13 protein-coding genes are annotated in these 14,754 nt (G+C 63.1%); 4 read left to right on the forward strand and 9 right to left on the reverse strand.

What is annotated here, in order from left to right; all coding sequences use genetic code 11:
• Positions 1-165: 165 nt before the first annotated feature.
• Complete coding sequence (locus CE_RS10030) at positions 166-1,230, forward strand: LLM class flavin-dependent oxidoreductase (protein ID WP_006768019.1); 1,065 nt, start codon at positions 166-168, stop codon at positions 1,228-1,230.
• A gap of 2 nt (positions 1,231-1,232) precedes the next feature.
• Here CE_RS10030 and CE_RS10035 read toward each other — a convergent pair whose 3' ends face one another.
• Genes CE_RS10035 through CE_RS10045 form a run of 3 tightly spaced genes read right to left on the reverse strand, consistent with a single transcriptional unit; the run spans position 1,233 to position 2,610 of the window.
• Positions 1,233-1,619, reverse strand: a complete 387-nt coding sequence (locus CE_RS10035; RefSeq protein WP_006768020.1) for an RNA-binding S4 domain-containing protein — start codon at positions 1,617-1,619, stop codon at positions 1,233-1,235.
• A gap of 16 nt (positions 1,620-1,635) precedes the next feature.
• On the reverse strand, positions 1,636-1,869 hold the full coding sequence (locus CE_RS10040) for a hypothetical protein (protein ID WP_006768021.1): 234 nt from the start codon (positions 1,867-1,869) through the stop codon (positions 1,636-1,638).
• Between the two features lie 30 nt (positions 1,870-1,899).
• Complete coding sequence (locus tag CE_RS10045) at positions 1,900-2,610, reverse strand: YigZ family protein (RefSeq protein WP_011075719.1); 711 nt, start codon at positions 2,608-2,610, stop codon at positions 1,900-1,902.
• Between the two features lie 56 nt (positions 2,611-2,666).
• Here CE_RS10045 and treZ point away from each other — a divergent pair, with 56 nt between their 5' ends.
• The gene (gene treZ, locus CE_RS10050) at positions 2,667-4,388 is read left to right on the forward strand and encodes a malto-oligosyltrehalose trehalohydrolase (protein ID WP_006768023.1); all 1,722 of its coding nucleotides are present in this window, start codon (positions 2,667-2,669) and stop codon (positions 4,386-4,388) included.
• 42 nt (positions 4,389-4,430) lie between these two features.
• On the opposite strand, the gene ilvA is transcribed toward treZ, so the two are convergent.
• Positions 4,431-5,741: a threonine ammonia-lyase IlvA gene (gene ilvA / locus CE_RS10055; protein ID WP_006768024.1), complete on the reverse strand. Its 1,311-nt coding sequence runs from the start codon at positions 5,739-5,741 to the stop codon at positions 4,431-4,433.
• A 272-nt stretch (positions 5,742-6,013) separates the two neighbouring features.
• On the opposite strand from ilvA, the gene CE_RS10060 reads away from it, so the two are divergent.
• Complete coding sequence (locus CE_RS10060) at positions 6,014-6,487, forward strand: hypothetical protein (protein WP_006768025.1); 474 nt, start codon at positions 6,014-6,016, stop codon at positions 6,485-6,487.
• A 101-nt stretch (positions 6,488-6,588) separates the two neighbouring features.
• Here CE_RS10060 and CE_RS10065 read toward each other — a convergent pair whose 3' ends face one another.
• Together CE_RS10065 and dnaE are read right to left on the reverse strand one after the other, a co-directional pair.
• Positions 6,589-7,794 (reverse strand): cobalamin-independent methionine synthase II family protein, encoded by a 1,206-nt coding sequence (locus tag CE_RS10065; RefSeq protein WP_006768026.1) that lies wholly within the window; start codon positions 7,792-7,794, stop codon positions 6,589-6,591.
• Between the two features lie 123 nt (positions 7,795-7,917).
• Positions 7,918-11,484 (reverse strand): DNA polymerase III subunit alpha, encoded by a 3,567-nt coding sequence (gene dnaE / locus CE_RS10070; RefSeq protein WP_006768027.1) that lies wholly within the window; start codon positions 11,482-11,484, stop codon positions 7,918-7,920.
• Positions 11,485-11,591: 107 nt separating this feature from the next.
• Here dnaE and rarD point away from each other — a divergent pair, with 107 nt between their 5' ends.
• Positions 11,592-12,473 (forward strand): EamA family transporter RarD, encoded by an 882-nt coding sequence (gene rarD / locus CE_RS10075; protein WP_006768028.1) that lies wholly within the window; start codon positions 11,592-11,594, stop codon positions 12,471-12,473.
• On the opposite strand, the gene CE_RS10080 is transcribed toward rarD, so the two are convergent.
• From CE_RS10080 to lspA, 3 genes are read right to left on the reverse strand one after another with little or no spacing between them, the layout of a single operon-like run.
• Entirely contained in the window at positions 12,456-13,073 is a 618-nt protein-coding gene (locus tag CE_RS10080) for a hypothetical protein (RefSeq protein WP_006768029.1), read from the reverse strand. The genes rarD and CE_RS10080 overlap by 18 nt on opposite strands.
• Positions 13,070-13,999, reverse strand: a complete 930-nt coding sequence (locus CE_RS10085; RefSeq protein ID WP_006768030.1) for an RluA family pseudouridine synthase — start codon at positions 13,997-13,999, stop codon at positions 13,070-13,072. Before CE_RS10085 ends, CE_RS10080 begins: the two co-directional genes overlap by 4 nt.
• Positions 13,996-14,586 carry a signal peptidase II gene (gene lspA, locus CE_RS10090; RefSeq protein WP_035108952.1) on the reverse strand — a complete coding sequence of 197 codons (591 nt, stop codon included), beginning with the start codon at positions 14,584-14,586 and terminating at the stop codon, positions 13,996-13,998. The genes CE_RS10085 and lspA overlap by 4 nt, the downstream gene beginning before the upstream one ends.
• Positions 14,587-14,754 lie beyond the last annotated feature (168 nt).

Here is a 14,754-nt window from a genome sequence, read left to right on the forward strand (position 1 = left end):
TGTTCCCGTTTTCTGTTCCGGTCTTCCCGCATCCCGGAATGATGGAGACCTGTTGCCCCCCCACCCCCTGAGCGGTGAAAATGGCCCGGGGAACATCTTTCCCCTAATATTGTTGATATATCCACAAGAGTATCCCGAGCACGCCCAGGAAAGGCCCCCTGACACATGACGCAACAAGCCCCCACCGCCAGGAAGATCACCTTCGGCATCGACACCTTCGGTGACACTGCCGTGGATCTTCAGGGCAATCCGGTCCCCCATGCCCAGACCCTGCGTGACATCATCGACCAGGCCGTACTCGCGGAGCAGGTCGGTGTTGATTTCATCGGTCTCGGTGAACACCACCGCGCCGACTACTCCATCTCCGCGCCGGACATCATGATGACCGCGGTCCTGGCCAAGACCGAACGGCTGAAGGTGACCTCCGCGGTGACCGTGCTGTCCTCCGATGATCCGGTGCGCATCTTCGAACGTTGGTCCACCATGAATGCGATCTCCAACAACCGCGCGGAGATCACCCTGGGTCGCGGCTCCTTCATCGAATCCTTCCCGCTGTTCGGTTTCGATCTCCAGGACTATGAACTGCTGTTCAACGAACGCCTCGATCTCTTCCGCACCATCCTGGATGCGGACCGGGCGGGCAAGGGGGTCACCTGGTCCGGTAAGACCCGCTCCGCCCTGCAGGATCAGCACCTCTACCCCGCCACGGAAAAGGGCATCCAGGCCTGGGTCGCCGTCGGTGGCAGCCCGGAATCAGTCATCCGGGCTGCCAAGTACCGCTTCCCGCTGATGCTGGCCATCATCGGTGGCGCACCCTCCCGGTTCCGTCCCTATGTGGAGCTGTACAAACGGGCCAACGAGCAGATGGGACTGCCACAGCTGCCCATCGGTGTCCACTCCCCCGGTTTCATCGCCGAGACCGATCAGGAGGCCTATGACCTCTCCGTGGACAACTGGCTGCAGCTGCAGAACACCCTGGGACAGGAACGCGGTTGGGCACCGGCCAGTGCCCGCCAGTTCGACCACGAGGTCAGCCACGGATCCATGTACGTCGGCTCCCCCGAGACTGTCGCACAACGTATCGCGGACACTATCACCACACTCGACCTGGACCGTTTCACGCTCAAATATGTCAGCGGCCCGACCCCACACGAACACCTGATGCGCTGCATCGAGCTCTACGGCACCCGGGTGATCCCGCGGGTTCGGGAGATCCTCGCGGAACGCTAGTCTTACCCTGCGCCACCCCCGCGGAAACGGTCCATCTCGCGGCGCTCCTTCTTGGTGGGGCGCCCGGCACCGCGGTCCCGCCGGGGCACGGAGGCGAACACCTCCATCGGCGGGGGCGGTGGGGTGTGGTCGATATAGCAGGTCCGCGCGATGGGTGCACCCACCCGCTTGGCAATGGTGCGCAGCACCTCGACGTCGTATTCCCGGTGGTTGACCCACACACGCACCCGGTCACCCGGCACCACCTGCTGGGCAGGTTTGACCGCCTGGCCGTTGAGCTTCACATGCCCGGCGCGGCATGCGGTGGCCGCATCGGAGCGGGTCTTGTACAGACGCACTGCCCACACCCAGGCATCGATGCGGACCGGTTTTCCGTCCTGGTCACTCATATCTTTGGAGAAACCGTCAGAAGTTGTCCCGGTGGTTGATGGTCTTCTTCACCTGGTTGTAGAAGTAGAAACCACCGACCACGGCCAGGATCAGTCCCAGCACCATGAACGTTGCGGAGCTGGTGAGAACCCACAGGAGGAGACCGCCACCGACACCGCCGATGACGCTGACCGCGGCGTTGCGGGAGTTTTTGCGCACTTCCTGTTTGCGCTTCTCGATGGGGTTGCGTGGGTACTGTTGCATGCTCATGGTCAACCAGTCTAGTGCCCCGCCCGGTGCTCAGTCACTCGGGGATTCCACCCACATTGTCCCGGACTCCTCCAGTTCGACCTCCGCACCCGCCAGGGAACTCAGCTGGGATTCGGTTGCTGTCTTCTCCCCCGGCCGCAGCGCCAGGGTGAACCGTACATCCGAGCCGTACTCGGTGTCGGTGATCACCACGCCCAGTCCGCGCAGATTCGCCTCGATGCGGCCGGCGTCGTTGTGGGAGAAGTGGACGGTGAACAGATCGCGCAGTGACCTGGTGGTGCGGGGAACGTCGACAAGCGTGCTGGAGACGGCATTGGTGTAGGCGTTGACCAGACCACCGGTGCCCAGTTTGATACCACCGAAGTAACGGACCACCACCGCCGCGATGTCCTTCATCCCCGATCCGCGCAACACCTCGAGCATGGGTTTTCCCGCGGTTCCGGACGGCTCCCCGTCATCGGAGGACCGTTCCACATCGTTGGAATCATCCACGTGGTAGATGTAGGCGCTGCAGTGGTGACGGGCATCCGGGTACATCTCGCGCACCAGGGAGATGAAATCACGGGCCTGCTCCTCCGACTGCACACGAGTGATGTAGGTGAGGAAGCGGGAGCGTTTGATCTCCATCTCGGACTCGAAAACCCGGTCAGCCACCGGCAGTTCATAGGCCAGTCCGCCCAGCGGAACGCGGACGGAGGGCGGGGTGTTTCCCGGATTCGGGGCGGCAGGGCAGACAGACATGGTGACTGTGTAGTCTACCCCGACCGGGAAACCGCATTTTGGTTAGCCTGGTGTCCATGTTGACCTCATTGAAATACCGCGTGTGGGCTCCACGCCCGGAAGACGTCCGACTCCACCTCAACGGTGAGACCCTCCCGATGACCAGAACCGACGGCGACTGGTGGGTCGCCGACCGCGAACCTGCGGTGGGTGACCGGTACGGTTTTGAGCTTTTCGACGGCACCGAGTGGTCCAAAACCGTCCCCGATCCCCGCTCGCAGTACCAGCCCGACGGTGTGCACGGCCTCAGTGAGGTGATCTCGCCGGATTTCGCATGGTCCGATGATGCCTGGACCGGCCGGATCCTGCCCGGTTCGGTGATCTACGAACTCCACGTGGGCACCTTCAGCCCCTCCGGTGACTTCGACGGGGTGATCGAGCGCCTGGACTACCTGAAGGACCTCGGCGTCACCGCGGTCGAACTGATGCCGGTCCAGCCCTTCGGCGGGAACCGCAACTGGGGTTATGACGGGGTGCTCTGGCACGCAGTCCACTCGGGTTACGGTGGGCCCGTGGGCCTGAAGAAGCTTGTCGACGCCTGCCACAACGCCGGCATCGCCGTCTACCTCGATGTGGTCTACAACCACTTTGGCCCCGACGGCAACTACAACGGTATGTTCGCCCCCTACACCGCGGGTGGCTCCACCGGCTGGGGCGAGGTGGTCAACATCAACGGCCCCGAGTCCGATGAGGTGCGCCGCTATATCCTCGATGCTGTGACCCGGTGGTTTGAGGAGTTCCACATCGACGGCCTGCGCTTGGACGCCGTCCACTCCCTCGATGACAACGGGGCGTTCCCCCTGCTGGAGCAGATGACGGTGGCCTCCGAGGCCATCGCGGCAGCCACGGGTATCCCACGCTCCCTCATCGCCGAGTCCGACCTCAATGATCCCCGCCTGGTCACCTCACGGGAGGCGGGCGGCTACGGACTGCACGCCCAGTGGGTCGATGACATCCACCACGCCCTGCACACCCTGGTCTCCGGTGAACGCAACGGCTACTACTCAGACTTCGGGGACACCGCGACCCTGGCCTCCACCCTGGAGAAGGTCTTCCACCACACCGGACAGGTCTCCACGTTCCGCGGGCGCCGCCACGGCCGCGAGATCCGGCGTGATGTGACACCGGCATCCCGGTTCGTCACCTACACCACCACCCACGACCAGACCGGCAACCGTGCGGTGGGCGATCGCCCGTCGATGAACCTCACCCCCGCCCAGCAGATGCTCAAGGCCGCGGTGATCTACTGCAGCCCGTACACCCCGATGCTGTTCATGGGTGAGGAGTACGGTGCCACCACCCCGTTCGCCTTCTTCTGCTCGCATACCGACGACGAACTCAACCGCCTGACCTCGGAGGGCCGTAAGCGGGAGTTCGCCCGTCTGGGGTGGGACCCGGAGACCATCCCCACCCCGTCCGAGGAATCCACGTTCACGGACTCCAAGCTGGACTGGTCATTCACCCCGGAGCAGGAGAACATCCTGGAGGGTTACCGCACCCTGCTGCGTCTGCGCCGTGAGCTGGGGATGTCCCAGCCGGATCTGCTGTCCATGGAGATCTCCAACGGCCCCGGGTGGATCTCGATGGCCAATGGTGACGGCATCCTCGTGGCCAACTTCAGTGACTCCGACGTCGAGGTGCCCTTCGGTGGTGAGCTGATCTACAGCTTCACCTCACCGGAGGTGCGGGAGGACTCGACGGTGCTGGATGCCTATGGGTTCGCTGTTCTGCGTCGATAGGCACGTCGATAGGCACGTCGGTAAGCACCCCCGTCGGGCACCCTAGGTCAGGAAGTCGTACTCGGGGGTGCCCGGTTCGAGGCGGCGACAGTCGATCGCGGAGGCATCCATGCGTGCCAGGAGGGAATCCAGGCCGCTGGCCTCACCCAGCTGGAGACCCACCAGGGCGGTGCCGGTCTCACGGTTGTTGCGCTTGAGGTACTCGAAGAGGGTGATGTCATCCTCGGGGCCGAGGATGTCCTCCAGGAAGCTGCGCAGCTGTCCCGGTTTCTGCGGGAAGTTCACCAGGAAGTAGTGCTTGAGGCCACGGTGGACCAGGGACCGCTCCACGATCTCGTTATAGCGCAGCACATCATTGTTACCACCGGAGATGATGCACACTACGACGGACCCCTTGGCGAATTTCATGTCCCGCAGACCCGCCACCGACAGTGCGCCGGCAGGCTCGGTGATGATGCCCTCGTTCTGGTACAGCTCAAGCATCTCGGTGCACACCGCACCCTCGCTGACATCCATCATGTGGACGCGGCCCAGGTTCTTCTCCACCACCTGGTAGTTGAGGTCCCCGACGCGCTTGACGGCGGCACCATCAACGAAGGGATCCGCGTTCTCCAGGGTCACCGGCCCCCCGGCCTTCAGGGCCGCCTGCATGGAGGCTGCCCCCGCGGGTTCCACCCCGACGATGGCGGTGCGCGGTGCCATATCTGCCATGTAACTGACCACCCCGGCGAGCAGTCCGCCCCCGCCGACGGGAACCATGACATGGTCCGGGGATTTACCCAGTGTGGTCAGCTGGGAGAGGATCTCGGCTGCGACAGTGCCCTGGCCGATGATGGTGTCCCGGGCATCGAACGGTTCGATCAGGGTGGCCCCGGTGCGTTCGGCATCCTCATGGGCGGCAGCGGAGGCCTCATCGAAGTTGTTGCCGGTCACTACGAGGGTGACATATTCCCCACCGTGCACCAGGATGCGGTCGCGCTTCTGCTTCGGGGTCTGCACGGGCACGTAGATGCGCCCTTGAACACCCAGTGACTTGCACACAAACGCCACACCCTGCGCGTGGTTTCCCGCGGAGGCCGCCACAATGCCAGCATCACGCTGCTCCCGGCTCAGCTGGGAACCGGAGTTGAGGGCACCGCGGATCTTGTAGGAACGAACATCCTGGAGGTCCTCACGTTTGAGGTAGACCTCCACGCCGGTCTCCTCCGACAGACGCGGGCAGTACTCCAGGGGGGTGGGCGCGATCACGGAGGAAATTCGTGCCTGCGCCATCTGAATGTCGGCGGCACGAATCGGCTCCATCCCGCTGTCGATCACTCCTGGGCTCTTCTCAGACACGTGTGTTGCGCTCATGTTGGATCAGTTTAATCCCCCGGCTCCACTCGATCGACTTCAGCATGGTCTCGGGCACGATTGGGGGACGGCCCGGGGGACGGTTGTGCACCGGCTGGAAGGTGCCATCAGCCCCGTCGGCGGAGGGCCGTCGCACCGCGACTCTGGGCAAGAGACGGGTGGGCGTATTAGACTCACACGATAGCTGTGACCGCATTGTGATCTTCCAAGGTTTCCCAGGTGCGTCACCCACCCCGATCCCCCACCCGGTTTTTCCGCTAGGAGTACCTGTTTTGAAACTGCGTCGCGCTTCACTGGCTCTTGTCACCGCCACGGCGGTTGCCCTCTCCATCATCCCCACCACCGCCGTCGCCCAGGAGGACGCCCCGGCAGCCGTCACCACCACCGACGAGTCCGTGGACACCTGGCCCGGCAGCGTCGAGGGCAGCTCCATGCTTCTCGACGGTGAACTCCCCCCGGCACCGGAATTCGGCTCCTCCGCATTCGGATCAAGCGACTCCCAGAAGGAGGAGGAAAAAGAAGAGGACAAGGGCGGAAACCTGGTGAATGAGGACGGTGAGATTCCCGTCATCGGTTCCATCAGTCTCCCCGGTTGGCTGGCCATCCCCATCGGGATCCTCCAGGTCACCATCGCGGTGACCAGTTTCATGGCCCAGGCCGCGTACATGGTGCTCTCCGTGGTCCCGGACGGACCAGAGATCCTGCGTGAGTGGCTGATCTCCGTCGGTATCAACCCCGACGCCTAAACACACCTTCCCTCCGGGGACACAGCAGGGGCGGTTGTCCCGGATCTGATCCGGGACAACCGCCCCTGTTGCGTTGCTGTGTGCAACCCTCGTCCTACAGCCTAGAACAGCTCCCTGGAGGCGATGCGGGCGCCCTCCACAAGAGACTCCAGCTTCGCCCAGGCGATCTGATGATGGAGACGCCCACCGAGACCACAGTCTGTGGAGGCGATGACATTCTCCGGGCCCACCAGCTTGGCGAACTGCACAATGCGGTCAGCCACCAGACGGGGATGCTCGATCATGTTCATGGCGTGGGACACCACACCCGGGTAGATGACGGAGCCTTCCGGCAGTTTGTGGTCCTCCCACACACGCCATTCATGTGCATGGCGTGGCGAGGCACCCTCGAAGGAGAAACCACCGACCTCGGCGCGCAGGATCTCCTCAATGATGTCACCGAAGGGGATGTCGGTGGAGTGGGGTCCATGCCAGGAACCCCAGCAGATGTGCAGGCGGGTCTGCTCCCGGGGCAGTCCCTTGACGGCCGAGTTGATCGCGTCGATACGCACACGGATCCACTTGCGGTAATCCTCCACCGAGGGCTCCGGGTTGATCTGGTCCCACGCCTCCGCGAGGTCAGGGGCGTCGAGCTGAACCGTCAGTCCCGCATCGGTGATGATCTTGTATTCCTGGCTCATTGCGTCGGCACAGGCAGCCACCACTTCCTCATCAGTGGCGTAGTACTCATTCTTCAGACGTGCCGCGGACCCCGGGGACAGGGCTGCCACGAAACCGGAGGTGGCACCTGCACGCTGCATCGCGTTGGTCAGCAGGGTGACATCGGTGGTGGTCTCATCCTGACCGATGTAGGTGATCGGGCCGGTGAACACCGGGTTGCCCACGCTGGCGCGCCCCTGGAAGATGCCGGAATCCGGATCCTCGTAGGCCTCCCGGAACAGCTGGCGGTCACGGCGGTCCGCGAAACTGGTCAGGCGGATATTCCCCGGGGTGGAACGGATCTTCTCCGCATTGGCCCAGCGGTCCTCATCGGTCATGGTCAGCCCACCCAGGCGGGTGAAGGAGTAGTTCCACCAGGCACCGTAATCCACTGCGCCCGAGGTGACATGGCCATATTCGCCCTCGTTGATGATGTCAAGGCCCATATCCACCTGGCGCTGGACCACCGAATCCACTGAATCCTCGAGGATGCGGAAGAACTCGGTGTCATCGATGTCGCCGCTGGCGCGTTTGAGGTTGGCGTCGAGAAGCTCAGGGGTGCGTGGGAGCGAACCCACGTGGGTGGTCCGGATGTGGCCGACGGTCATGAAAACTCCATTCCTTTTGAAAGTACCTAAGAGGGGTTGGTGGGTCGATCCTAGCCCGGAAACGATAATATCCACCCGTAGTGGGTGGATATTTATTCATGATGGCTATTAACCACTCATGGGCTAACCGAGAATTCCCGGTCCCATGGTGGCCTTGAGGTCACCCATGAGGCTCGCGGACCTGGTGACCCGGAGATGATCACCGAGGATCATCACCGTCGAGCTGTCGCCGTCGACCAGGTTGAGGTAGACATCCGATTCGCCCCGGTTACCAACCAGGACCTGCTTGAGCTTGGAGATGTTGGTCATGGTGCACTGGTCGGTGCGCATGGTCAACCGCAGTGGCAGGCCTGAGCCGTTCCCCGGCCCCAGTTCGGGCACCCGCAGATCATCACAGAACAGGCTCATGCGGTCATCCCTGATCGACACATGCGCCTTGGCCAGGATGATGTTGTCCTCCACGATCAGGGACCCCACGATGGAGTAGACCTTGTTGAACACCAACAGTTCCACCGAGGCGCCGTTGTGATCCTCCATCGTGACAATCGCCCAGGGGGATCCGTCCTTCTTGGAGAAACGTCGATCCACACCGGAGATGATGCCGCCGACCGTGACCTCCGCACCGTGCCGGAGCTCACCGGCGATGATGGTGGTCAGCGGGGTGTCGATCTGGGCGGCGAGGGCATCTTCATACCCGTCCAGGGGATGACCCGAGACGTACAGGCCGAGCATCTCCCGCTCCAGTGCGAGCTCATGCTTGCGGTCCCACTTGTCGTCGGGAACGGCGATCTGGAAGAAACCCCCCACCTCATCCTCCGCCTCCGCGCCGAAGGAGGCGAAGAGATCGAACTGCCCCTTGTCCGCGGCCTTCTTGGTGGCAATGACGGAATCAACCGCATCCTCATAGACCAGCATGAGGCCCTTGCGGGTGTGTCCCAGGGAATCGAAGGCACCGGCCTTGATGAGGGACTCGGTGATGCGCTTATTACACGGCAGGGTGTCGATCTTGTCCAGGTAGTCGGAGAAATCCCGGAACATGCCCTTGCTCTGGCGGGTCTCGATGATGGAGTCCACCACCTCCGAACCCACGTTACGGATGGCACCGAGGCCATAACGGATATCCGTTCCCACGGGCATGAAGTTCAGGGCCGATTCGTTGATGTCCGGCGAGAGCACCCGGATGCCCAGGTGACGGCAGTCCGCCAGGTAGATGGCGGTCTTGTCCTTGTTGTCACCCACCGAGGTCAACAGCGCGGCCATGTACTCCGGCGCGTAATGCGCCTTGAGGTATGCCGTCCAGAACGACACCAGTCCGTACCCGGCGGCGTGGGACTTGTTGAACGCGTAACCGGCGAACGGCAGGATGGTGTCCCACAGCGTCTTGATGGCATCGGCGGAGAAACCATTGGCCTTCATGCCGGCCTCGAAGGCCGCGAACTCCTTGGCCAGCACCTCGGGTTTCTTCTTACCCATGGCCTTACGGAAACCATCGGCCTGACCGGCGGTGTAGTTGGCCACCTTCTGGGAGATCTTCATGATCTGCTCCTGATACACGATCAGGCCATAGGTCTCGCCGAGGATCTCCGCGAGGGGTTCCTCCAGCTCGGGGTGGATCGGGGTGATCGGTTTGCGCCCGTTCTTACGGTCGGCGTAATCCCAGTGGGCGTTCACGCCCATCGGTCCGGGTCGGTACAGGGCGAGCGCGGCGACAATGTCATTGAAGCCCGTTGGTTGCATGCGTTTGAGCAGCTCCTGCATGCCACCACCATCGAGCTGGAAGATACCGAGGGTCTCGCCGCGGCTCAGCAGCTTGTAGGTTTCCTCATCCTCGATGCTCAGGTTCTCCAGATCGACGACCTTGCCGTCGCGGTTGGCCTTGATGTTCTCGATGGCATCACCGATGACGGTGAGGTTACGCAGACCCAGGAAGTCCATCTTGAGCAGGCCGATGGCCTCACAGGCCGGATAGTCCCACCCGGTGATGTAGGCACCGTCGGCGGGACGTTTCCACATCGGGATGCACTCCAGCAGTGGCTGGGAGGACATGATCACGGCACAGGCATGCACGCCTGCCTGCCTCACCACGCCCTCCAGTCCCCGGGCGGTGTCGTAGATCTTGCGTACATCCGGGTCCGTCTCGATGAGTGCGCGGACCTCGCCTGCCTCGTTGTACCGCTCGTGCTCCGGATCGGTGATGCCGCTGAGTGGGATGTCCTTGGCCATGATCGGTGGTGGCAGAACCTTGGTGATCCGGTCGGCGATCTGGTAACCGGGCTGGCCGAACTGCACGCGGGCGGAGTCCTTGATGGCCTGCTTCGTCTTCACCGTGCCGAAGGTGATCACCTGGGCGATCTTGTCCTCGCCCCAGCGGTCCGCTGCGTAGCGGATCATCTCGCCACGACGGCGGTCATCGAAGTCGATATCGATATCGGGTGCGGACGGGCGTTCCGGGTTGAGGAAGCGCTCGAAGAGCAGACCGTGTTCGATGGGGTCGATGTTGGTGATGGTCAGGGCGTAGGCGACCAGCGCACCGGCGGCGGAACCACGACCCGGACCGACCCAGATGCCGATGGAGCGGGCATGCTTGATGATCTCCGCGACGATGAGGAAGTAGGAGGGATACCCCTTCATGTCGATGACGGAGATCTCATACTCGGCGCGCTCGATGTATTCCTGCGGGACCTGCTGCCCGGGGAAACGATCCTCCAGACCGGCCATCACCTCATGGTGCAGCCACGAGGTCGGGGTGTGGCCCTCGGGGACATCGGCGACCGGCATGCGGTCGTGGGGGTGCTCCTCCCAGATCTCCCCGTAGTCCTGGACACGCTCGGCGATCCAGAGGGTGTTGTCGCAGCCATCCGGCACCGTGTCATCCCAGAGGCTGCGCATCTGCTCAGCCGTCTTGATGTAATACCCGGAGCCGTCGAATTTGAAGCGGTCCTCGTCGTGAAGCGTCTTGCCGGTCTGCACACACAACATGGCCTCATGCGCCTGTGCCTGGGATTCCAAAACATAGTGACAGTCATTGGTCACCAGGGGCGGGAGGTTGAGCTTGCGGCCGATCTCCAGGAGTTCACTGCGCACACGGTTTTCGATGTCGAGCCCGTGATCCATGAGCTCCAGGAAGTAGTTGTCCCTGCCATAGATGTCCTGCCACATCGCGGCGGCCTCCAGGGCCTCATTGAACTGCCCCAGACGCAGACGTGTCTGCACGTCCCCGGACGGGCACCCGGTGGTGGCGATGATGCCCTCGGCGCGTTCCGCGATGATCTCGGCATCCATGCGGGGCCATTTGCCCAGCTGCCCCTCGTAGGAGGCCATGGAGGACAGGTAGAAGAGGTTGCGCAGGCCGGTGGCGTTCTCCGCCAGCATCGTCTGGTGCAGGTAGGCACCCGAGGCGGAGACATCATCTGATTTCTGGTGGGGTTCACCCCAGCGGACGCGTTCCTTGTTGAAACGGGATTCAGGTGCCAGGTAGGCCTCGATGCCGATGATCGGTTTGACACCCGCCTCCGTCATCTTCCGGTAGAAGGCGTTGGAACCGTACATGTTGCCGTGGTCTGTGATGCCGACGGCGGGCATCTGCTGACGGTTGACCTCATCGGCGAGCATGTCGATCTTGGCCATGCCGTCCAGCATCGAGTACTCGGTGTGGTTGTGAAGATGAACAAAAGAGGATTGCTTGGCCATGCGAGACAGTCTAGCCGGGGATTTTGGGGGGAGAAACCTGCTGCTCACCAGCTGGATATTCCGGCCCGCGCCTCCCCGGGCACCGCGGAGGTATAAGGTGATCCTTTATGATTTACGGCTTTCTCGCCTACCTGCTGTGGGGACTGTTCCCGGCGTTCTTCCCCCTGCTGCTCCCCGCAGGCCCCTTGGAGATCCTCGCGCACCGCATCATCTGGACCGCGGTCATCATGATCATCGTGGTGTCGGTGCGCCGGGGGTGGCGGGAATTCCGGGGGGTGGACCGTGTCACCTGGGCCAGGGTGGTGGCCGCGGCCCTGTTCATCGCCCTGAACTGGTTGCTCTATGTGATCACGGTGAATTCCGGGCATGTCACCGAGGCTGCCCTGGGGTATTTCATCAACCCCCTGGTCAGCGTGGTGTTCGGCATCATCCTGTTTCGGGAACAGCTCCGACGCCTGCAGGTCCTGGCGGTGTGTATCGCGGTGGCCGCCGTCCTGTTCCTGGCGTTCCTCGCCGGCCAGCCACCGTATCTGGCTCTGGCCCTGGCATTCAGCTTCGGGATCTACGGGGCCATCAAGAAGAAGGTGAACCTCAGCGCCATCACCTCCCTCACTGCGGAGACCCTGGTTCTCCTGCCGGTAGCCCTGGGCTACATTCTCTGGTTGGAGATGACCGGTGTCGGCACCTTCACCGACAACGGCGCAGGTCACGCCGCACTTCTGATCAGTTCCGGGTTGGTCACCGCACTACCCCTGCTGCTGTTCGGCTACGCCGCCAAGGCTATCCCCCTGTCCACCGTCGGCATGCTCCAGTACGTCACCCCCACCATGCAGATGTTGTGGGCGGTGGTCGTGGTCAACGAGGACATGGAACCGGAGCGGTGGATCGGGTTCATCATCATCTGGGTCGCGGTCTCGCTCTACCTCTCGGATATTCTCATCCAGCGGCGCAGCGCCCGGGGAAAACCCCGGTCACCCCAGGGCGGCTGACTCCATGTCACCGCTGGCCATATCCGCCAGTGTGAACACCGGGCGGACACCGAAATGCCCCCAGCCTGCGTCCGGGGGCAGGACCTCCACGGCCAGCACAGCCGGATCGGTGGAAAGGTCCCGCAGGGCATCACCGTCATCCCAGACCAGGACACTGTTGATCTCCCTGGGGGTGCTGATCTCGCCGATGCCCTCGACGCTGCGCTGCAGACGGTCGAGGTGACGGTCGAAGACATCCTCGCGGGTCTCCCCCACGACAGGCTCAGGAAGGGAGATCGGGGCGGCCGACAACAGGATCATCGCATTGACCCGGCCGATATCTTCCAGCACTGCCGAGGCATCCGCCGAACCCAATGCGGTGGTGAAGGTCACCAGGGCGAAGGCGTTCTCCCCCCCGGGGGCTTCCTCCAATGAGACCTCCGCCCGTGCGATGTAGTCATCCAGGGGTTCCCCGGAGTCCCGTCCCACCACATCCCCGTTGATGGCCATCGGTTTGGCGGTGCGGTCACTGAAACTGAGAGCAGCGATAATCCCGATCAGTAGGAGCAGTGCCACCACCGCCAGGATCTTGCGGGTGCGGTCGATTTGGTGGTCACTCATTGATCGCGCAGCACATCCAGGGCGTGTTGGAGATCATCCGGGTAGGGGGAGGTGATCTCCATCCACCGGCCGTCAGCGGGATGGTGGAAACCGAGGGACACGGCGTGCAGCCACTGACGGATCAGCCCCAGGCGTTCCGACAGCGCCGGGTCGGAACCGTACATGGGATCCCCACAACACGGGTGGTGCAGCGCGGAGAAATGCACACGGATCTGGTGGGTGCGACCGGTTTCCAGGTGCACCTTCACCAGCGTCGCCTCCTGGAAGGCCTCGATGGTTTCATAGTGGGTCACCGCGTGTTTGCCGTCGGTGGTGACAGCGAACCGCCAGCCCGAGGAGGGGTGACGTCCAATGGGTGCCTCGATGGTGCCCTCGGTCGGGTCGGGGTGCCCCTGCACCAAAGCGTGGTAGGTCTTCTGCACGGTGCGATCCCGGAACGCGCGCTTGAGCACGGTGTATCCCCGTTCCGAGGCAGCCACCACCATCACGCCCGAGGTCCCCACATCGAGCCGCTGGACAATGCCCTTGCGCTCCGGGGGACCGGAGGTGGAGATGCGGAATCCCGCGGCGGCCAGACCCCCGACCACGGTCGGGCCCTCCCAGCCGACGGTCGGGTGCGCGGCCACACCTACCGGTTTGTTCACGGCGATGAGATCATCATCGGCGTAGAGGATGTCCAGTCCCGGGACGATCTCCTCCCGGGGCACCAGTGGCTGGGCGGGTTCGGGCAGAAGCACATCCAACATGGAATCGGCGACCAGCCGGTCGCTCTTGCGCACGGCCGAACCGTCGACGGACACATCCCCGGCTTCAGCCAGTTCCGCCGCGGTGGTGCGGGAGATACCCAGGAGTTTGGACAGGGCGGCGTCCACACGCATGCCTGCCAGCCCCTCCGGGACCGGCAGGGTCCTACTCTGACGGCTCATTTCTCCCCCTCCACTGCTGTTTCCTTCTGTGCTGCCCGCTCCGTGTGGGAACTGTCACGGTCCTCCATGAATATCCCGATGACAAAGACCACAACACCGGTGGTGATGGAGGCATCCGCAATGTTGAACACCGCGAAACTACCCACCGAGATGTAATCCACGACGTGACCGAGGAAGAACGAGGGTTCCCGGAACAACCTGTCGATGAGGTTGCCGAGCGCACCACCGGCCACCAGCGCGAGCCCCACGCCGACCCACCTGTGTCGGACCCGGGGTGCGTAGATGAGAATGCCCACCACGAAGACGATCTGGATGGTGGTGAACAGCCAGGTGCTGTCCTGCCCCATGGAAAATGCCGCACCGGGATTGAACAGGAGGTGGAAGCGGAACCAGTCCCCGATCACCGCAACCGGCTCACCGGGCTCCAACCAGTTCAGCATGAACTGTTTGACGGCCTGGTCCACAGCTGCGATCACCACGATGATGACAATCATCATCGAGGTCACTCGTTTCGCGGTTGTCCTCTTCTCTCCTGGGGGTGTGGGCGCTGTATCCGCCCCTGCATCGTATGAGGTCACGTGAACCATCATTCCCCATCGGCGGTGGAAACTTCCACCCGGCCCCTGCCCCACCGCCTCTGGGTGGAACGGTGCCCGAATCAGGACTGGACCGGTGCCGGACTGTCCTACCACCGCTCATACCGCCGCTCCTGGGACCGGGTGATCCACCGTGCCGTGAGCGCAGTTGTCGCGGGA

The sequence above is a fragment of the Corynebacterium efficiens YS-314 genome, assembly GCF_000011305.1.
Taxonomy (GTDB): Bacteria; Actinomycetota; Actinomycetes; order Mycobacteriales; family Mycobacteriaceae; genus Corynebacterium; species Corynebacterium efficiens.